General features: G+C 44.9%; 24 protein-coding genes. All 24 read left to right on the forward strand.

Features of this window, described 5'->3' with window-relative positions:
• The first annotated feature begins 230 nt into the window (after positions 1-230).
• Positions 231-974, forward strand: coding sequence for an SDR family NAD(P)-dependent oxidoreductase (locus AC3Z9T_RS20930; RefSeq protein ID WP_490128011.1), 744 nt, complete (start codon positions 231-233; stop codon positions 972-974).
• Positions 975-1,067: 93 nt separating this feature from the next.
• Positions 1,068-1,268 (forward strand): bacterioferritin-associated ferredoxin, encoded by a 201-nt coding sequence (gene bfd, locus AC3Z9T_RS20935; protein ID WP_490128012.1) that lies wholly within the window; start codon positions 1,068-1,070, stop codon positions 1,266-1,268.
• Between the two features lie 128 nt (positions 1,269-1,396).
• Complete coding sequence (bfr, locus tag AC3Z9T_RS20940) at positions 1,397-1,870, forward strand: bacterioferritin (RefSeq protein ID WP_490128013.1); 474 nt, start codon at positions 1,397-1,399, stop codon at positions 1,868-1,870.
• A 341-nt stretch (positions 1,871-2,211) separates the two neighbouring features.
• Positions 2,212-2,523 (forward strand): 30S ribosomal protein S10, encoded by a 312-nt coding sequence (gene rpsJ, locus AC3Z9T_RS20945; RefSeq protein WP_001181005.1) that lies wholly within the window; start codon positions 2,212-2,214, stop codon positions 2,521-2,523.
• 32 nt (positions 2,524-2,555) lie between these two features.
• Positions 2,556-3,185, forward strand: coding sequence for a 50S ribosomal protein L3 (gene rplC / locus AC3Z9T_RS20950; protein ID WP_006657013.1), 630 nt, complete (start codon positions 2,556-2,558; stop codon positions 3,183-3,185).
• A gap of 16 nt (positions 3,186-3,201) precedes the next feature.
• Complete coding sequence (gene rplD, locus AC3Z9T_RS20955) at positions 3,202-3,807, forward strand: 50S ribosomal protein L4 (RefSeq protein WP_004926458.1); 606 nt, start codon at positions 3,202-3,204, stop codon at positions 3,805-3,807.
• On the forward strand, positions 3,804-4,106 hold the full coding sequence (gene rplW / locus AC3Z9T_RS20960; RefSeq protein WP_004926456.1) for a 50S ribosomal protein L23: 303 nt from the start codon (positions 3,804-3,806) through the stop codon (positions 4,104-4,106). The genes rplD and rplW overlap by 4 nt, the downstream gene beginning before the upstream one ends.
• Before the next feature lie 19 nt (positions 4,107-4,125).
• On the forward strand, positions 4,126-4,950 hold the full coding sequence (gene rplB / locus AC3Z9T_RS20965) for a 50S ribosomal protein L2 (RefSeq protein ID WP_070928794.1): 825 nt from the start codon (positions 4,126-4,128) through the stop codon (positions 4,948-4,950).
• 14 nt (positions 4,951-4,964) lie between these two features.
• On the forward strand, positions 4,965-5,243 hold the full coding sequence (gene rpsS, locus AC3Z9T_RS20970; RefSeq protein WP_004265426.1) for a 30S ribosomal protein S19: 279 nt from the start codon (positions 4,965-4,967) through the stop codon (positions 5,241-5,243).
• A gap of 15 nt (positions 5,244-5,258) precedes the next feature.
• Complete coding sequence (gene rplV, locus AC3Z9T_RS20975) at positions 5,259-5,591, forward strand: 50S ribosomal protein L22 (protein WP_004265430.1); 333 nt, start codon at positions 5,259-5,261, stop codon at positions 5,589-5,591.
• Between the two features lie 17 nt (positions 5,592-5,608).
• Entirely contained in the window at positions 5,609-6,310 is a 702-nt protein-coding gene (gene rpsC, locus AC3Z9T_RS20980) for a 30S ribosomal protein S3 (RefSeq protein WP_004265433.1), read from the forward strand.
• Positions 6,311-6,321: 11 nt separating this feature from the next.
• Positions 6,322-6,732 carry a 50S ribosomal protein L16 gene (gene rplP / locus AC3Z9T_RS20985; protein WP_004926449.1) on the forward strand — a complete coding sequence of 137 codons (411 nt, stop codon included), beginning with the start codon at positions 6,322-6,324 and terminating at the stop codon, positions 6,730-6,732.
• Positions 6,732-6,923, forward strand: a complete 192-nt coding sequence (rpmC, locus tag AC3Z9T_RS20990) for a 50S ribosomal protein L29 (protein ID WP_008913885.1) — start codon at positions 6,732-6,734, stop codon at positions 6,921-6,923. The genes rplP and rpmC overlap by 1 nt, the downstream gene beginning before the upstream one ends.
• The gene (rpsQ, locus tag AC3Z9T_RS20995; RefSeq protein WP_008913886.1) at positions 6,923-7,177 is read left to right on the forward strand and encodes a 30S ribosomal protein S17; all 255 of its coding nucleotides are present in this window, start codon (positions 6,923-6,925) and stop codon (positions 7,175-7,177) included. The genes rpmC and rpsQ overlap by 1 nt, the downstream gene beginning before the upstream one ends.
• Before the next feature lie 177 nt (positions 7,178-7,354).
• Complete coding sequence (gene rplN, locus AC3Z9T_RS21000) at positions 7,355-7,726, forward strand: 50S ribosomal protein L14 (RefSeq protein ID WP_008913887.1); 372 nt, start codon at positions 7,355-7,357, stop codon at positions 7,724-7,726.
• 11 nt (positions 7,727-7,737) lie between these two features.
• Positions 7,738-8,052 carry a 50S ribosomal protein L24 gene (rplX, locus tag AC3Z9T_RS21005; RefSeq protein ID WP_490128014.1) on the forward strand — a complete coding sequence of 105 codons (315 nt, stop codon included), beginning with the start codon at positions 7,738-7,740 and terminating at the stop codon, positions 8,050-8,052.
• Positions 8,053-8,067: 15 nt separating this feature from the next.
• On the forward strand, positions 8,068-8,607 hold the full coding sequence (rplE, locus tag AC3Z9T_RS21010; RefSeq protein WP_490128015.1) for a 50S ribosomal protein L5: 540 nt from the start codon (positions 8,068-8,070) through the stop codon (positions 8,605-8,607).
• 12 nt (positions 8,608-8,619) lie between these two features.
• Entirely contained in the window at positions 8,620-8,925 is a 306-nt protein-coding gene (gene rpsN, locus AC3Z9T_RS21015) for a 30S ribosomal protein S14 (protein WP_004926440.1), read from the forward strand.
• Positions 8,926-8,959: 34 nt separating this feature from the next.
• A complete protein-coding gene (gene rpsH / locus AC3Z9T_RS21020) occupies positions 8,960-9,352 on the forward strand; it encodes a 30S ribosomal protein S8 (protein ID WP_004907134.1) in 393 nt (130 codons plus the stop codon).
• 14 nt (positions 9,353-9,366) lie between these two features.
• Positions 9,367-9,900 (forward strand): 50S ribosomal protein L6, encoded by a 534-nt coding sequence (gene rplF / locus AC3Z9T_RS21025; protein ID WP_490128016.1) that lies wholly within the window; start codon positions 9,367-9,369, stop codon positions 9,898-9,900.
• A gap of 9 nt (positions 9,901-9,909) precedes the next feature.
• Complete coding sequence (rplR, locus tag AC3Z9T_RS21030; RefSeq protein WP_070928789.1) at positions 9,910-10,263, forward strand: 50S ribosomal protein L18; 354 nt, start codon at positions 9,910-9,912, stop codon at positions 10,261-10,263.
• 14 nt (positions 10,264-10,277) lie between these two features.
• Positions 10,278-10,778 carry a 30S ribosomal protein S5 gene (rpsE, locus tag AC3Z9T_RS21035; protein WP_006657022.1) on the forward strand — a complete coding sequence of 167 codons (501 nt, stop codon included), beginning with the start codon at positions 10,278-10,280 and terminating at the stop codon, positions 10,776-10,778.
• Between the two features lie 6 nt (positions 10,779-10,784).
• Entirely contained in the window at positions 10,785-10,964 is a 180-nt protein-coding gene (gene rpmD, locus AC3Z9T_RS21040; protein ID WP_004926432.1) for a 50S ribosomal protein L30, read from the forward strand.
• A 3-nt stretch (positions 10,965-10,967) separates the two neighbouring features.
• Complete coding sequence (gene rplO, locus AC3Z9T_RS21045; protein WP_490128017.1) at positions 10,968-11,402, forward strand: 50S ribosomal protein L15; 435 nt, start codon at positions 10,968-10,970, stop codon at positions 11,400-11,402.
• Positions 11,403-11,406: the final 4 nt, after the last annotated feature.

Genomic DNA, 11,406 nt, shown 5'->3' on the forward strand with positions numbered 1-11,406 from the left:
TCACTTTAGTGAAAAGGGCGTCTTTTTAGACGCCCTTTTTGCATTTCTAAGCATTTCTTTTTTGTTTAGCTTAAAAATCATTTCTATAGATATTGTCAATATACATAATATTTTCTTTTGTTTATTAAAAATCAATATGTTAATTAGAATGCAGAATGTAGTAATTAACCAATGATTTTAGCGGCATGGTCTACACTTTATATATTGTAGTTAATATTTAAAGGTGAAACATGATTTCGTTTGATGGAAAAGTAGGAATCATTACAGGGGGAAGTAGTGGTATTGGTTTAGCAGCCGCTAAAAAATTTTTGTTGTTAGGTGCATCTGTAGTGGTTACAGGAAATAATATCACTCGTGGTCATCATATCGAGAAAAGTTTACGAGCAAAAGGATACTCAATTAAATTTTTTCAGGTTGACGCAACAAATGAAGAACAAAATGAACAACTGATTCGGCATACTATTAGTGAATTTGGAAAGATTGATTTTTTATTTGCGAATGCAGGTATTCTTTCCGATTATGTTGCTGATAAATTAGAATATTCACAATGGAAGCATTTACTGGATGTTAACTTAAATGGTGTTTTTCTGATCAACAAACAAGTGATAACTTATTGGTTAAAAAATAAAATAGCTGGTACGATAGTGAATTGTAGCTCAATTTGTTCTTTTGTTGGACAAAAGCACTTCCCTGCGTATTGTGCTTCTAAAGGGGGTATTAAGTTACTAACCCAAACACTAGCGATCGATTATGCGGCATACAACATAAGAGTAAATGCAGTTTGCCCAGGCTATATAGATACTCCTATGCTCGATAAGCGTAGGTTAGATAAAGAAGCGCTTGAACAACTACACCCGATGAAGAGACTGGGAACCCCTGAGGAAGTAGCGAATGTCGTCGCTTTTTTAGCAAGTGATGCTGCTTCATTTGTGACAGGTGCTTCATATTTAGTCGATGGGGGTTTTACAGCCTAATAGGTATTAATGTAAATTAATCGTAACGATAATTGAAATGGTAATCATTTTTATTTAAACTGCTTGTATGTGATTTATACAGGTAGCCATTATATGTATGTATGTCTCTGTGAAGCAGTAACTGATAAACAAATCAGAAATGCTGCTCGTAAGTATCAAGTGACATCACTGAAAGGGTTGCGTCAAATCCTTCCTGTAGGCCGTGAATGTGGTAAATGTATTCGGCAAACTCGTGAAATCTTAGACGAAGAGTTAGCATTGCTCGAAGAGCTTTGCGTAGCAGATGTAGCCTAATCGAAATAATAATCATTTAACTTATTCATAAATAAGTAACTTTTATCTCCAATCTTGCAGATAAAATTACTCATATATCAAATTTCAGTACTACACTTTAAATACTGGAAGCGATGGAGAGTAAAAAAATGAAAGGTGATAAAAAAATGATAGCCCATCTCAATAAGTTGCTGGGCAATGAATTAGTCGCAATTAATCAATACTTTTTGCATGCACGTATGTTCAAAAATTGGGGGCTTACTCGCCTCAATGAGGTCGAGTATCATGAGTCGATCGATGAAATGAAACATGCTGACAAATATATTGAACGTATTCTATTTCTTGAAGGTCTACCTAATTTACAAGATCTGGGTAAGCTAAATATTGGGGAAGATGTTGAGGAGATGTTAGCTTCAGATCTTAAATTAGAGCTTGATGGCGCTAAAAACCTGAAAGAAGCGATCAGTTATGCAGATTCAATCCATGATTATGTCAGCCGCGATTTGATGATTGAAATTTTAGCGGATGAAGAGAATCACATTGACTGGATAGAAACTCAGTTAGATTTAATCAAACGTATGGGTATTCAGAATTATACTCAAGCTCAGATTATTGAAGAGTAAGCCAGCTTACTCGGCCAGATGAAAAATAGCGGGCTATCTAGGACATATAGATAGCCCGCTATTGCTTTTAAAGTTCTTGAAGCAAAAATTAGAAAAGTTTGCACATATTTTCCCCTATTACTTGCGTTTAATGTTCAGTTGCGTATAATGCGCGAGCTTACTGATTAGTAAGCCCTAGATTTTAGGTCTTAAGGATCAGTATTGAGTTAACGATTTGTTGCTCATTTAGACAATACTCCCGATTTGGGGGTTACATAAAGAACGATTACACTCCCCTATCAATCGAAATGGGTGCGAGGAGTAATCATTTACGTTTATAAAATAGTTGGAGCTCTGGTCTCATGCAGAACCAAAGAATCCGTATCCGCCTGAAAGCTTTTGATCATCGTTTAATCGATCAATCAACTGCGGAAATCGTAGAGACTGCTAAGCGCACTGGTGCGCAGGTACGTGGTCCTATCCCGCTGCCGACACGTAAAGAGCGTTTTACCGTTCTGATTTCTCCGCACGTTAACAAAGATGCGCGTGATCAGTACGAAATTCGCACTCACAAACGTCTGGTTGACATCGTTGAGCCAACCGAAAAGACCGTTGATGCTCTGATGCGTCTGGACCTGGCTGCCGGCGTTGACGTGCAGATCAGCCTGGGTTAATCAGGTCGTCGAACGATTGAGAGGTTGAAACAATGATTGGTTTAGTCGGTAAGAAAGTGGGAATGACTCGTATCTTCACTGAAGATGGCGTTTCTATCCCTGTAACTGTTATCGAAATCGAAAATAACCGCGTTACTCAGGTTAAAACTGCAGAAACTGACGGTTACAATGCAATTCAGGTGACTACTGGTAGCAAAAAAGCTAACCGTGTAACTAAGCCTGAAGCAGGTCATTTCGCTAAAGCTGGCGTTGAAGCTGGCCGCATTCTACGTGAATTCCGTACTGAAGAAGGTGCAGAGTTTAACGTAGGTCAAAGCATTAGCGTTGAAATTTTCGCTGACGTTAAAAAAGTCGACGTTACTGGTACATCTAAAGGTAAAGGTTTTGCCGGCACAGTTAAGCGCTGGAATTTCCGTACTCAAGATGCTACTCACGGTAACTCCTTGTCACACCGCGTTCCGGGTTCTATCGGTCAGAACCAGACTCCGGGCAAAGTGTTTAAAGGCAAGAAAATGGCAGGCCAACTAGGTAATGAGCGCGTAACCGTTCAAAGCTTAGATGTAGTACGTGTTGACGCTGAGCGCAACCTGCTGCTGGTCAAAGGTGCTGTTCCAGGAGCAACTGGTAGCAACCTGATCGTAAAACCGGCTGTCAAGGCTTAACGTCGAGGAGATAGGAATGGAATTGGTAATGAAAGACGCGCAAAGCGCGCTGACTGTTTCCGAAACTACCTTCGGGCGTGATTTCAATGAAGCGCTTGTTCACCAAGTAGTTGTTGCGTATGCAGCTGGTGCTCGTCAAGGTACTCGTGCTCAGAAAACTCGTGCTGAAGTTTCTGGTTCAGGTAAAAAACCATGGCGTCAAAAAGGCACAGGCCGCGCACGTTCTGGTTCTATCAAGAGCCCAATTTGGCGCTCTGGTGGTGTTAGCTTTGCTGCTAAACCACAGGACCACAGTCAAAAAGTTAATAAGAAGATGTACCGCGGTGCTCTGAAAAGCATCCTGTCTGAACTGGTACGTCAAGATCGTCTGATCGTTGTCGAGAAGTTCTCTGTTGAAGCACCTAAAACTAAGCTGCTGGCACAGAAACTGAAAGATATGGCTCTGGAAGATGTGCTGATCATCACTGCTGAATTAGATGAAAATCTGTTCTTAGCAGCGCGTAACCTGTATAAGGTTGACGTTCGTGATGCAGCGGGTATCGACCCAGTTAGCTTAATCGCCTTCGACAAAGTGGTTATGACTGCTGATGCTGTGAAGCAAGTTGAGGAGATGCTGGCATGATCCGTGAAGAACGTCTGCTAAAAGTACTGCGCGCGCCGCACGTATCTGAAAAAGCTTCTACAGCGATGGAAAAAAGTAATACCATCGTTCTCAAAGTTGCGAAAGACGCGACTAAAGCAGAAATCAAAGCTGCTGTGCAGAAACTGTTTGAAGTCGAAGTTGAAGGTGTTAACACTTTGCTGGTTAAAGGCAAAACTAAACGCCACGGTCAGCGTTTCGGTCGTCGTAGCGACTGGAAAAAAGCTTACGTTACGCTGAAAGAAGGCCAGAATCTGGACTTCATTGGCGGCGCAGAGTAAGTCGGAGGAGTAAAGAACAATGGCAATTGTTAAATGTAAACCTACGTCTCCGGGCCGTCGCCACGTAGTTAAAGTGGTTAACCCTGAGCTGCATAAGGGCAAACCTTATGCTCCGCTGTTAGAAAAAAACAGCAAATCCGGTGGTCGTAACAACAATGGCCGTATCACCACTCGTCACATTGGTGGTGGCCATAAGCAACATTACCGTTTAGTTGACTTTAAACGCAACAAAGATGGTATTCCTGCTGTTGTTGAGCGTTTGGAATATGATCCAAATCGTTCTGCGAACATTGCACTGGTTCTATATAAAGACGGTGAACGTCGTTATATTCTTGCACCAAAAGGCCTGAAAGCTGGTGACCAGATTCAATCTGGTGTTGATTCAGCAATCAAAGCCGGTAACGCACTGCCTATGCGCAACATCCCTGTTGGTTCTACAGTTCATAACATCGAACTGAAACCAGGTAAAGGTGGTCAGTTAGCGCGTTCAGCAGGTACTTACGCTCAGATCGTTGCTCGTGATGGTGCATATGTCACCCTGCGTCTGCGTTCTGGTGAAATGCGTAAAGTTTTGGCTGATTGCCGTGCAACTTTAGGTGAAGTTGGTAACGCTGAGCATATGTTACGTGTTCTGGGTAAAGCTGGTGCTAGCCGCTGGCGTGGTATTCGTCCTACCGTTCGTGGTACGGCGATGAACCCAGTTGACCACCCACATGGTGGTGGTGAAGGTCGTAACTTTGGTAAACACCCTGTAACACCATGGGGCGTTCAAACCAAAGGTAAGAAAACTCGTAGCAACAAGCGTACTGATCAATTCATCGTACGTCATCGTTCTAAAAAATAATTAGAGGATAAGCCATGCCACGTTCTCTCAAGAAAGGTCCTTTTATTGACCTGCACTTGCTGAAGAAGGTAGAGAAAGCGGTGGAAAGCGGAGACAAGAAGCCTCTCAAGACTTGGTCCCGTCGTTCAACGATCTTTCCTAATATGATCGGATTGACCATCGCTGTCCATAATGGTCGTCAGCATGTTCCAGTTTTTGTTACCGACGAAATGGTTGGTCATAAACTGGGTGAATTCGCACCGACTCGCACTTATCGCGGCCACGCGGCAGATAAGAAAGCTAAGAAACGTTAAGGATAGGAGGAAGAGATGGAAACTTTAGCTATGCATCGCCACGCTCGTTCTTCTGCCCAGAAGGTTCGCTTAGTTGCCGACCTGATTCGCGGTAAGAAAGTGTCGCAAGCTCTGGAAATTCTGACCTACACCAACAAGAAAGCTGCTGGTTTAGTGAAGAAAGTACTTGAATCTGCAATTGCTAACGCAGAGCAAAACGATGGCGCTGACATTGATGACCTGAAAGTTGCGAAAATTTTCGTTGACGAAGGTCCAACCATGAAACGCATCATGCCGCGTGCGAAAGGCCGTGCAGATCGTATTCTTAAGCGCACCAGCCACATTACTGTGGTTGTGTCCGATCGCTGAGACTCTGGAGACTAGCAATGGGTCAGAAAGTACATCCTAATGGTATTCGCCTGGGTATTGTCAAACCTTGGAACTCTACTTGGTACGCGAATACTAATGAATTCGCTGACAACCTAGACAGCGATTATAAAGTACGCCAGTACTTGAACAAAGAATTGGCAAAAGCGTCAATTTCACGCATCGTTATCGAGCGTCCTGCAAAAAGCATCCGTGTGACTATTCACACTGCTCGCCCAGGTATCGTTATCGGTAAGAAAGGTGAAGACGTAGAAAAACTGCGTAAAACAGTAGCGGATATCGCTGGTGTTCCTGCGCAAATCAATATCGCCGAAGTTCGTAAACCAGAACTAGACGCTAAATTGGTTGCTGACAGCATCTCTTCACAGCTGGAGCGTCGTGTTATGTTCCGTCGTGCTATGAAGCGTGCAGTACAGAACGCAATGCGTCTGGGCGCTAAAGGTATTAAAGTTGAAGTCAGCGGCCGTTTAGGTGGTGCTGAAATCGCTCGTACCGAGTGGTATCGTGAAGGCCGTGTGCCACTGCACACATTACGTGCTGATATCGATTACAACACTTCAGAAGCGCACACCACTTACGGTGTTCTCGGCGTTAAGGTATGGATCTTCAAAGGTGAGATTCTGGGTGGTATGGCTGCTGTTGAACAAGCTGAGAAACCAGCTGCTCAACCTAAAAAGCAGCAGCGTAAAGGCCGCAAGTAAGGAGCGTCGCTATGTTACAACCAAAGCGTACAAAATTCCGTAAGGTGCACAAAGGCCGCAACCGTGGTCTAGCGCAAGGTACGGATGTTAGCTTCGGCACTTTCGGTCTTAAAGCTGTTGGCCGTGGTCGTCTGACTGCACGTCAGATTGAAGCGGCTCGTCGTGCTATGACCCGTGCTGTTAAGCGTCAAGGTAAAATCTGGATCCGTGTGTTCCCAGATAAGCCAATCACTGAAAAGCCACTCGAAGTTCGTATGGGTAAAGGTAAAGGTAACGTAGAGTATTGGGTTGCCTTGATCCAGCCTGGTAAAGTCCTATATGAAATGGACGGTGTGCCTGAAGAGCTGGCTCGTGAAGCATTCTCTCTGGCAGCAGCGAAACTGCCTATCAAAACCACCTTTGTAACTAAGACGGTGATGTAATGAAAGCACAAGAGCTGCGCGAAAAAAGCGTTGAAGAGCTGAACTCTGAACTGCTAAACCTGTTACGTGAGCAATTTAATCTTCGTATGCAGGCAGCAAGTGGTCAGCTACAACAGTCTCATCTGTTGAAACAAGTGCGTCGCGATATCGCACGTGTGAAGACTTTACTGACTGAGAAGGCAGGTGCGTAATGAGCGATAAAATCCGTACTCTGCAAGGTCGTGTAGTTAGCGATAAAATGGAGAAATCTATTGTTGTTGCTATCGAGCGTATGGTGAAACACCCTCTGTATGGTAAATTCATCCGTCGTACGACTAAATTGCACGTACATGACGAGAACAATGAGTGTGGAATTGGTGACGTGGTAGAAATCCGCGAAACTCGTCCACTGTCTAAGACTAAGTCTTGGGCCTTAGTTCGCGTTATTGAAAAAGCTGTTCTGTAATCGAATAGTCTTTTACAATGAATAAACGGCTCTTTTTTTACTGAGCCGTTTATTTTTTTCTGTCCATAGCGAAGATGTGGTGTTATAATGCCGCGCCCTCGTATTATGGGGTATATTGAACGGTCTCTTCAATAATGAAGTGGCTCAGTAGTAGTTGACATTTAGCGGAGCACTAAAATGATCCAAGAACAGACTATGCTGAACGTGGCCGACAACTCCGGTGCACGTCGCGTAATGTGTATCAAGGTTCTAGGTGGCTCGCACCGTCGCTACGCAGGCGTCGGCGACATCATTAAAATTACTGTTAAAGAAGCAATTCCACGCGGTAAAGTTAAAAAAGGTGATGTCCTGAAGGCGGTAGTGGTGCGCACCAAGAAGGGTGTACGTCGCCCGGACGGTTCTGTCATTCGCTTCGATAGTAATGCATGCGTTATTCTAAACAATAACAGCGAGCAGGTAGTCGGTACGCGTATTTTTGGGCCGGTAACTCGTGAACTTCGTAATGAGAAGTTTATGAAAATTATCTCACTGGCACCTGAAGTACTCTAAGGAGCGGAACTATGGCAGCGAAAATCCGTCGTGATGACGAAGTTATCGTGCTAACTGGGAAAGACAAAGGTAAGCGCGGTAAAGTAAAGCAGGTTATTTCTTCTAGTAAAGTTATCGTTGAAGGTATCAATCTGGTTAAAAAACATCAGAAGCCTGTCCCGGCTCTGAACCAACCAGGTGGCATTGTTGAAAAAGAAACTGCAATTCAAGTTTCTAACATTGCAATCTTTAACGCGGCAACTGGTAAGGCTGACCGTGTAGGCTTTAGATTCGAAGACGGCAAAAAAGTCCGTTTCTTCAAATCTAACAGTGAAACTATCAAGTAATTTTTGGAGTATACGATGGCGAAACTGCATGATTACTATAAAGACGAAGTAACTAAACAACTGATGACTCAGTTTGGTTACAATTCTGTCATGCAAGTCCCTCGGGTCGAGAAGATCACCCTGAATATGGGTGTTGGTGAAGCAATTGCTGACAAAAAACTGCTGGATAACGCAGCAGCTGACTTGACAGCAATCTCTGGTCAAAAACCATTGATCACCAAAGCACGCAAATCTGTTGCAGGCTTCAAAATCCGTCAGGGCTATCCAATCGGCTGTAAAGTGACCCTGCGTGGCGAACGCATGTGGGAGTTCCTTGAGCGTCTGATTTCTATTGCTGTACCACGTATTCGTGACTTCCGTGGCTTGTCCGCTAAGTCATTTGATGGTCGCGGTAACTACAGCATGGGTGTACGTGAACAAATCATCTTCCCTGAAATCGATTACGATAAAGTGGATCGTGTACGTGGTTTAGATATTACTATCACCACTACTGCGAAATCAGATGATGAAGGTCGCGCACTGTTAGCAGCGTTCAACTTCCCGTTCCGCAAGTAAGGCAGGGTACTCATGGCTAAGAAATCTATGAAAGCGCGTGATGTTAAGCGTGCTAAATTAGCTGAGAAGTTCTTCGCAAAACGCGTTGAATTGAAAGCTATCATCTCTGATGTAAACGCATCTGATGAAGATCGCTGGGACGCTGTTCTCAAGCTGCAAACACTGCCACGTGATTCAAGTCCTTCTCGTCAGCGTAATCGCTGCCGTCAAACTGGGCGTCCGCATGGTTTCCTGCGGAAATTTGGTCTGAGCCGTATTAAAGTCCGTGAAGCCGCTATGCGCGGTGAAATCCCGGGCCTTAAAAAGGCTAGTTGGTAATTGTCACCATTTTGAATCACGGGAGTAAAGACAGATGAGCATGCAAGATCCCATCGCGGATATGCTGACCCGTATCCGTAACGGTCAGGCCGCGAACAAAGTTGCGGTCACCATGCCTTCCTCCAAGCTGAAAGTGGCGATTGCCAAAGTGCTGAAGGAAGAAGGTTATATTGAAGATTTTAAAATTGAAGGCGACATCAAGCCAGAACTGGAACTGACTCTGCGTTATTTCCAAGGTAAGGCTGTTGTAGAAAGCATTCAGCGTGTAAGCCGCCCAAGTCTGCGCATCTATAAGAAAAAAGATGAGCTGCCACAAGTTATGGCTGGTTTAGGTATCGCTGTTGTTTCTACCTCTAAAGGTGTCATGACTGATCGTGCAGCTCGCCAAGCTGGTCTTGGTGGCGAGATTCTCTGCTACGTAGCTTAATTCGGGAGGAAAGAATGTCTCGTGTGGCAAAAGCACCCGTCGTCATTCCTGCCGGCGTAGAGGTAAAACTCAACGGTCAGGTTATTTCGATTAAGGGTAAAAACGGCGAGCTTACTCGTACTATCCATAACGCAGTTGAAGTTAAACATGAAGATGGCCACTTAACTTTCGCTCCACGCGAAGGTTTTGCTGATGCTTGGGCACAGGCGGGTACTTCTCGTTCTCTGCTTAACTCAATGGTTGTTGGTGTTACCGAAGGCTTCACTAAAAAACTTCAGCTAGTCGGTGTTGGTTACCGTGCAGCAATCAAAGGCAACGCAGTTAGCTTGTCTTTAGGTTTCTCGCATCCGGTTGAACACGCACTGCCGGCAGGCATTACTGCTGAATGTCCATCACAAACTGAAATCGTACTGAAAGGTGCGGATAAGCAAGTGATTGGTCAAGTCGCGGCAGAACTGCGTGCTTACCGTCGTCCTGAGCCTTACAAAGGCAAAGGTGTTCGTTACGCCGATGAAATCGTGCGTACTAAAGAGGCTAAGAAGAAGTAAGGTAACACTATGGATAAGAAAGCAGCTCGTATCCGTCGTGCGACCCGCGCACGCCGCAAGATCCAAGAGTTGGGTGCGACTCGCCTGGTGGTACATCGTACTCCACGCCATATTTATGCGCAGGTTATCGCTCCGAACGGTTCTGAAACGTTGGTGGCCGCTTCTACTACAGAAAAAGCTATCAATGAGCAAGTGAAATTCACTGGAAACAAAGACGCAGCAGCAGTTGTTGGTAAAATTATTGCTGAACGCGCACTGGAAAAAGGCATCACTGTTGTTGCTTTTGACCGTTCTGGTTTCCAATATCATGGTAGAGTCCAGGCACTGGCAGATGCTGCCCGTGAAGCTGGCCTTCAGTTCTAAGGTAGAGGTGTAAGATGTCTCACATCGAAAAACAAGCTGGCGAACTGCAGGAAAAGCTGATCGCGGTAAACCGCGTAGCAAAAACCGTTAAAGGTGGCCGTATTTTCAGCTTTACCGCACTGACTGTAGTTGGTGATGGTAACGGTCGCGTTGGTTTTGGCTACGGCAAAGCGCGCGAAGTTCCGGCAGCAATCCAGAAAGCGATGGAAAAAGCCCGTCGCAGTATGAAAACCGTTGCTCTTAACAACGGCACATTATTCCACCCAGTGAAAGGTACACACACCGGTTCTCGCGTGTTTATGCAACCTGCTCACGAAGGTACCGGTATCATTGCCGGTGGTGCAATGCGTGCAGTGTTAGAAGTAGCTGGAGTTCGCAACGTACTGGCTAAAACCTACGGTTCCACAAACCCAATCAACGTGGTTCGTGCAACACTGGATGCTTTAGACAGCATGAAGTCTCCAGAAATGGTCGCAGCTAAGCGTGGAAAATCCGTCGAAGAAATTCTGGGGTAATCAGCCATGGCTAAGACTATTAAAATTACACAAGTTCGCAGTTCAATCGGTCGTCTGCCTAAGCATAAGGCAACTTTGATCGGTTTAGGTCTGCGTCGCATTGGTCATACAGTAGAACGTGAGGATACTCCTGCTGTTCGCGGTATGGTCAACTTGGTTTCCTACATGGTTAAAGTTGAGGAGTAAGAGATGCGTTTAAATACTCTGTCTCCGGCTGAAGGTGCCAAGCACGCGCCTAAGCGCTTAGGTCGTGGTATCGGTTCTGGTCTGGGTAAAACCGGCGGACGCGGTCACAAAGGTCAGAAGTCTCGTTCTGGCGGTGGCGTACGTCGTGGTTTCGAAGGCGGCCAGATGCCTTTATATCGTCGTCTACCAAAATTTGGTTTTACTTCACGTAAAGCAATGATCACTGCAGAAATTCGTCTGTCTGATTTTGCTGTTGTTGAAGGCGATGTTATTGACCTGAACGCACTAAAAGCCGCGAATGTTGTCGGTATCCAGATCGAATATGCGAAAGTTATTCTATCTGGCGAAGTGAATCGTGCAGTTACTGTACGTGGCCTTCGTGTTACTAAAGGTGCTCGCGCTGCGATTGAAGCTGCCGGCGGTAAAATTGAGGAATAAGTGA

Source organism: Providencia sp. 6390 (assembly GCF_058148425.1).

What these genes read in the sequence shown, in the direction of transcription:
- AC3Z9T_RS20930 (WP_490128011.1), top strand. Translation starts at nt 231, where the DNA reads ATGATTTCGTTTGATGGAAAAGTAGGAATCATTACAGGGGGAAGTAGT.
- bfd (WP_490128012.1), top strand. Translation starts at nt 1,068, where the DNA reads ATGTATGTATGTCTCTGTGAAGCAGTAACTGATAAACAAATCAGAAAT.
- bfr (WP_490128013.1), top strand. Translation starts at nt 1,397, where the DNA reads ATGAAAGGTGATAAAAAAATGATAGCCCATCTCAATAAGTTGCTGGGC.
- rpsJ (WP_001181005.1), top strand. Translation starts at nt 2,212, where the DNA reads ATGCAGAACCAAAGAATCCGTATCCGCCTGAAAGCTTTTGATCATCGT.
- rplC (WP_006657013.1), top strand. Translation starts at nt 2,556, where the DNA reads ATGATTGGTTTAGTCGGTAAGAAAGTGGGAATGACTCGTATCTTCACT.
- rplD (WP_004926458.1), top strand. Translation starts at nt 3,202, where the DNA reads ATGGAATTGGTAATGAAAGACGCGCAAAGCGCGCTGACTGTTTCCGAA.
- rplW (WP_004926456.1), top strand. Translation starts at nt 3,804, where the DNA reads ATGATCCGTGAAGAACGTCTGCTAAAAGTACTGCGCGCGCCGCACGTA.
- rplB (WP_070928794.1), top strand. Translation starts at nt 4,126, where the DNA reads ATGGCAATTGTTAAATGTAAACCTACGTCTCCGGGCCGTCGCCACGTA.
- rpsS (WP_004265426.1), top strand. Translation starts at nt 4,965, where the DNA reads ATGCCACGTTCTCTCAAGAAAGGTCCTTTTATTGACCTGCACTTGCTG.
- rplV (WP_004265430.1), top strand. Translation starts at nt 5,259, where the DNA reads ATGGAAACTTTAGCTATGCATCGCCACGCTCGTTCTTCTGCCCAGAAG.
- rpsC (WP_004265433.1), top strand. Translation starts at nt 5,609, where the DNA reads ATGGGTCAGAAAGTACATCCTAATGGTATTCGCCTGGGTATTGTCAAA.
- rplP (WP_004926449.1), top strand. Translation starts at nt 6,322, where the DNA reads ATGTTACAACCAAAGCGTACAAAATTCCGTAAGGTGCACAAAGGCCGC.
- rpmC (WP_008913885.1), top strand. Translation starts at nt 6,732, where the DNA reads ATGAAAGCACAAGAGCTGCGCGAAAAAAGCGTTGAAGAGCTGAACTCT.
- rpsQ (WP_008913886.1), top strand. Translation starts at nt 6,923, where the DNA reads ATGAGCGATAAAATCCGTACTCTGCAAGGTCGTGTAGTTAGCGATAAA.
- rplN (WP_008913887.1), top strand. Translation starts at nt 7,355, where the DNA reads ATGATCCAAGAACAGACTATGCTGAACGTGGCCGACAACTCCGGTGCA.
- rplX (WP_490128014.1), top strand. Translation starts at nt 7,738, where the DNA reads ATGGCAGCGAAAATCCGTCGTGATGACGAAGTTATCGTGCTAACTGGG.
- rplE (WP_490128015.1), top strand. Translation starts at nt 8,068, where the DNA reads ATGGCGAAACTGCATGATTACTATAAAGACGAAGTAACTAAACAACTG.
- rpsN (WP_004926440.1), top strand. Translation starts at nt 8,620, where the DNA reads ATGGCTAAGAAATCTATGAAAGCGCGTGATGTTAAGCGTGCTAAATTA.
- rpsH (WP_004907134.1), top strand. Translation starts at nt 8,960, where the DNA reads ATGAGCATGCAAGATCCCATCGCGGATATGCTGACCCGTATCCGTAAC.
- rplF (WP_490128016.1), top strand. Translation starts at nt 9,367, where the DNA reads ATGTCTCGTGTGGCAAAAGCACCCGTCGTCATTCCTGCCGGCGTAGAG.
- rplR (WP_070928789.1), top strand. Translation starts at nt 9,910, where the DNA reads ATGGATAAGAAAGCAGCTCGTATCCGTCGTGCGACCCGCGCACGCCGC.
- rpsE (WP_006657022.1), top strand. Translation starts at nt 10,278, where the DNA reads ATGTCTCACATCGAAAAACAAGCTGGCGAACTGCAGGAAAAGCTGATC.
- rpmD (WP_004926432.1), top strand. Translation starts at nt 10,785, where the DNA reads ATGGCTAAGACTATTAAAATTACACAAGTTCGCAGTTCAATCGGTCGT.
- rplO (WP_490128017.1), top strand. Translation starts at nt 10,968, where the DNA reads ATGCGTTTAAATACTCTGTCTCCGGCTGAAGGTGCCAAGCACGCGCCT.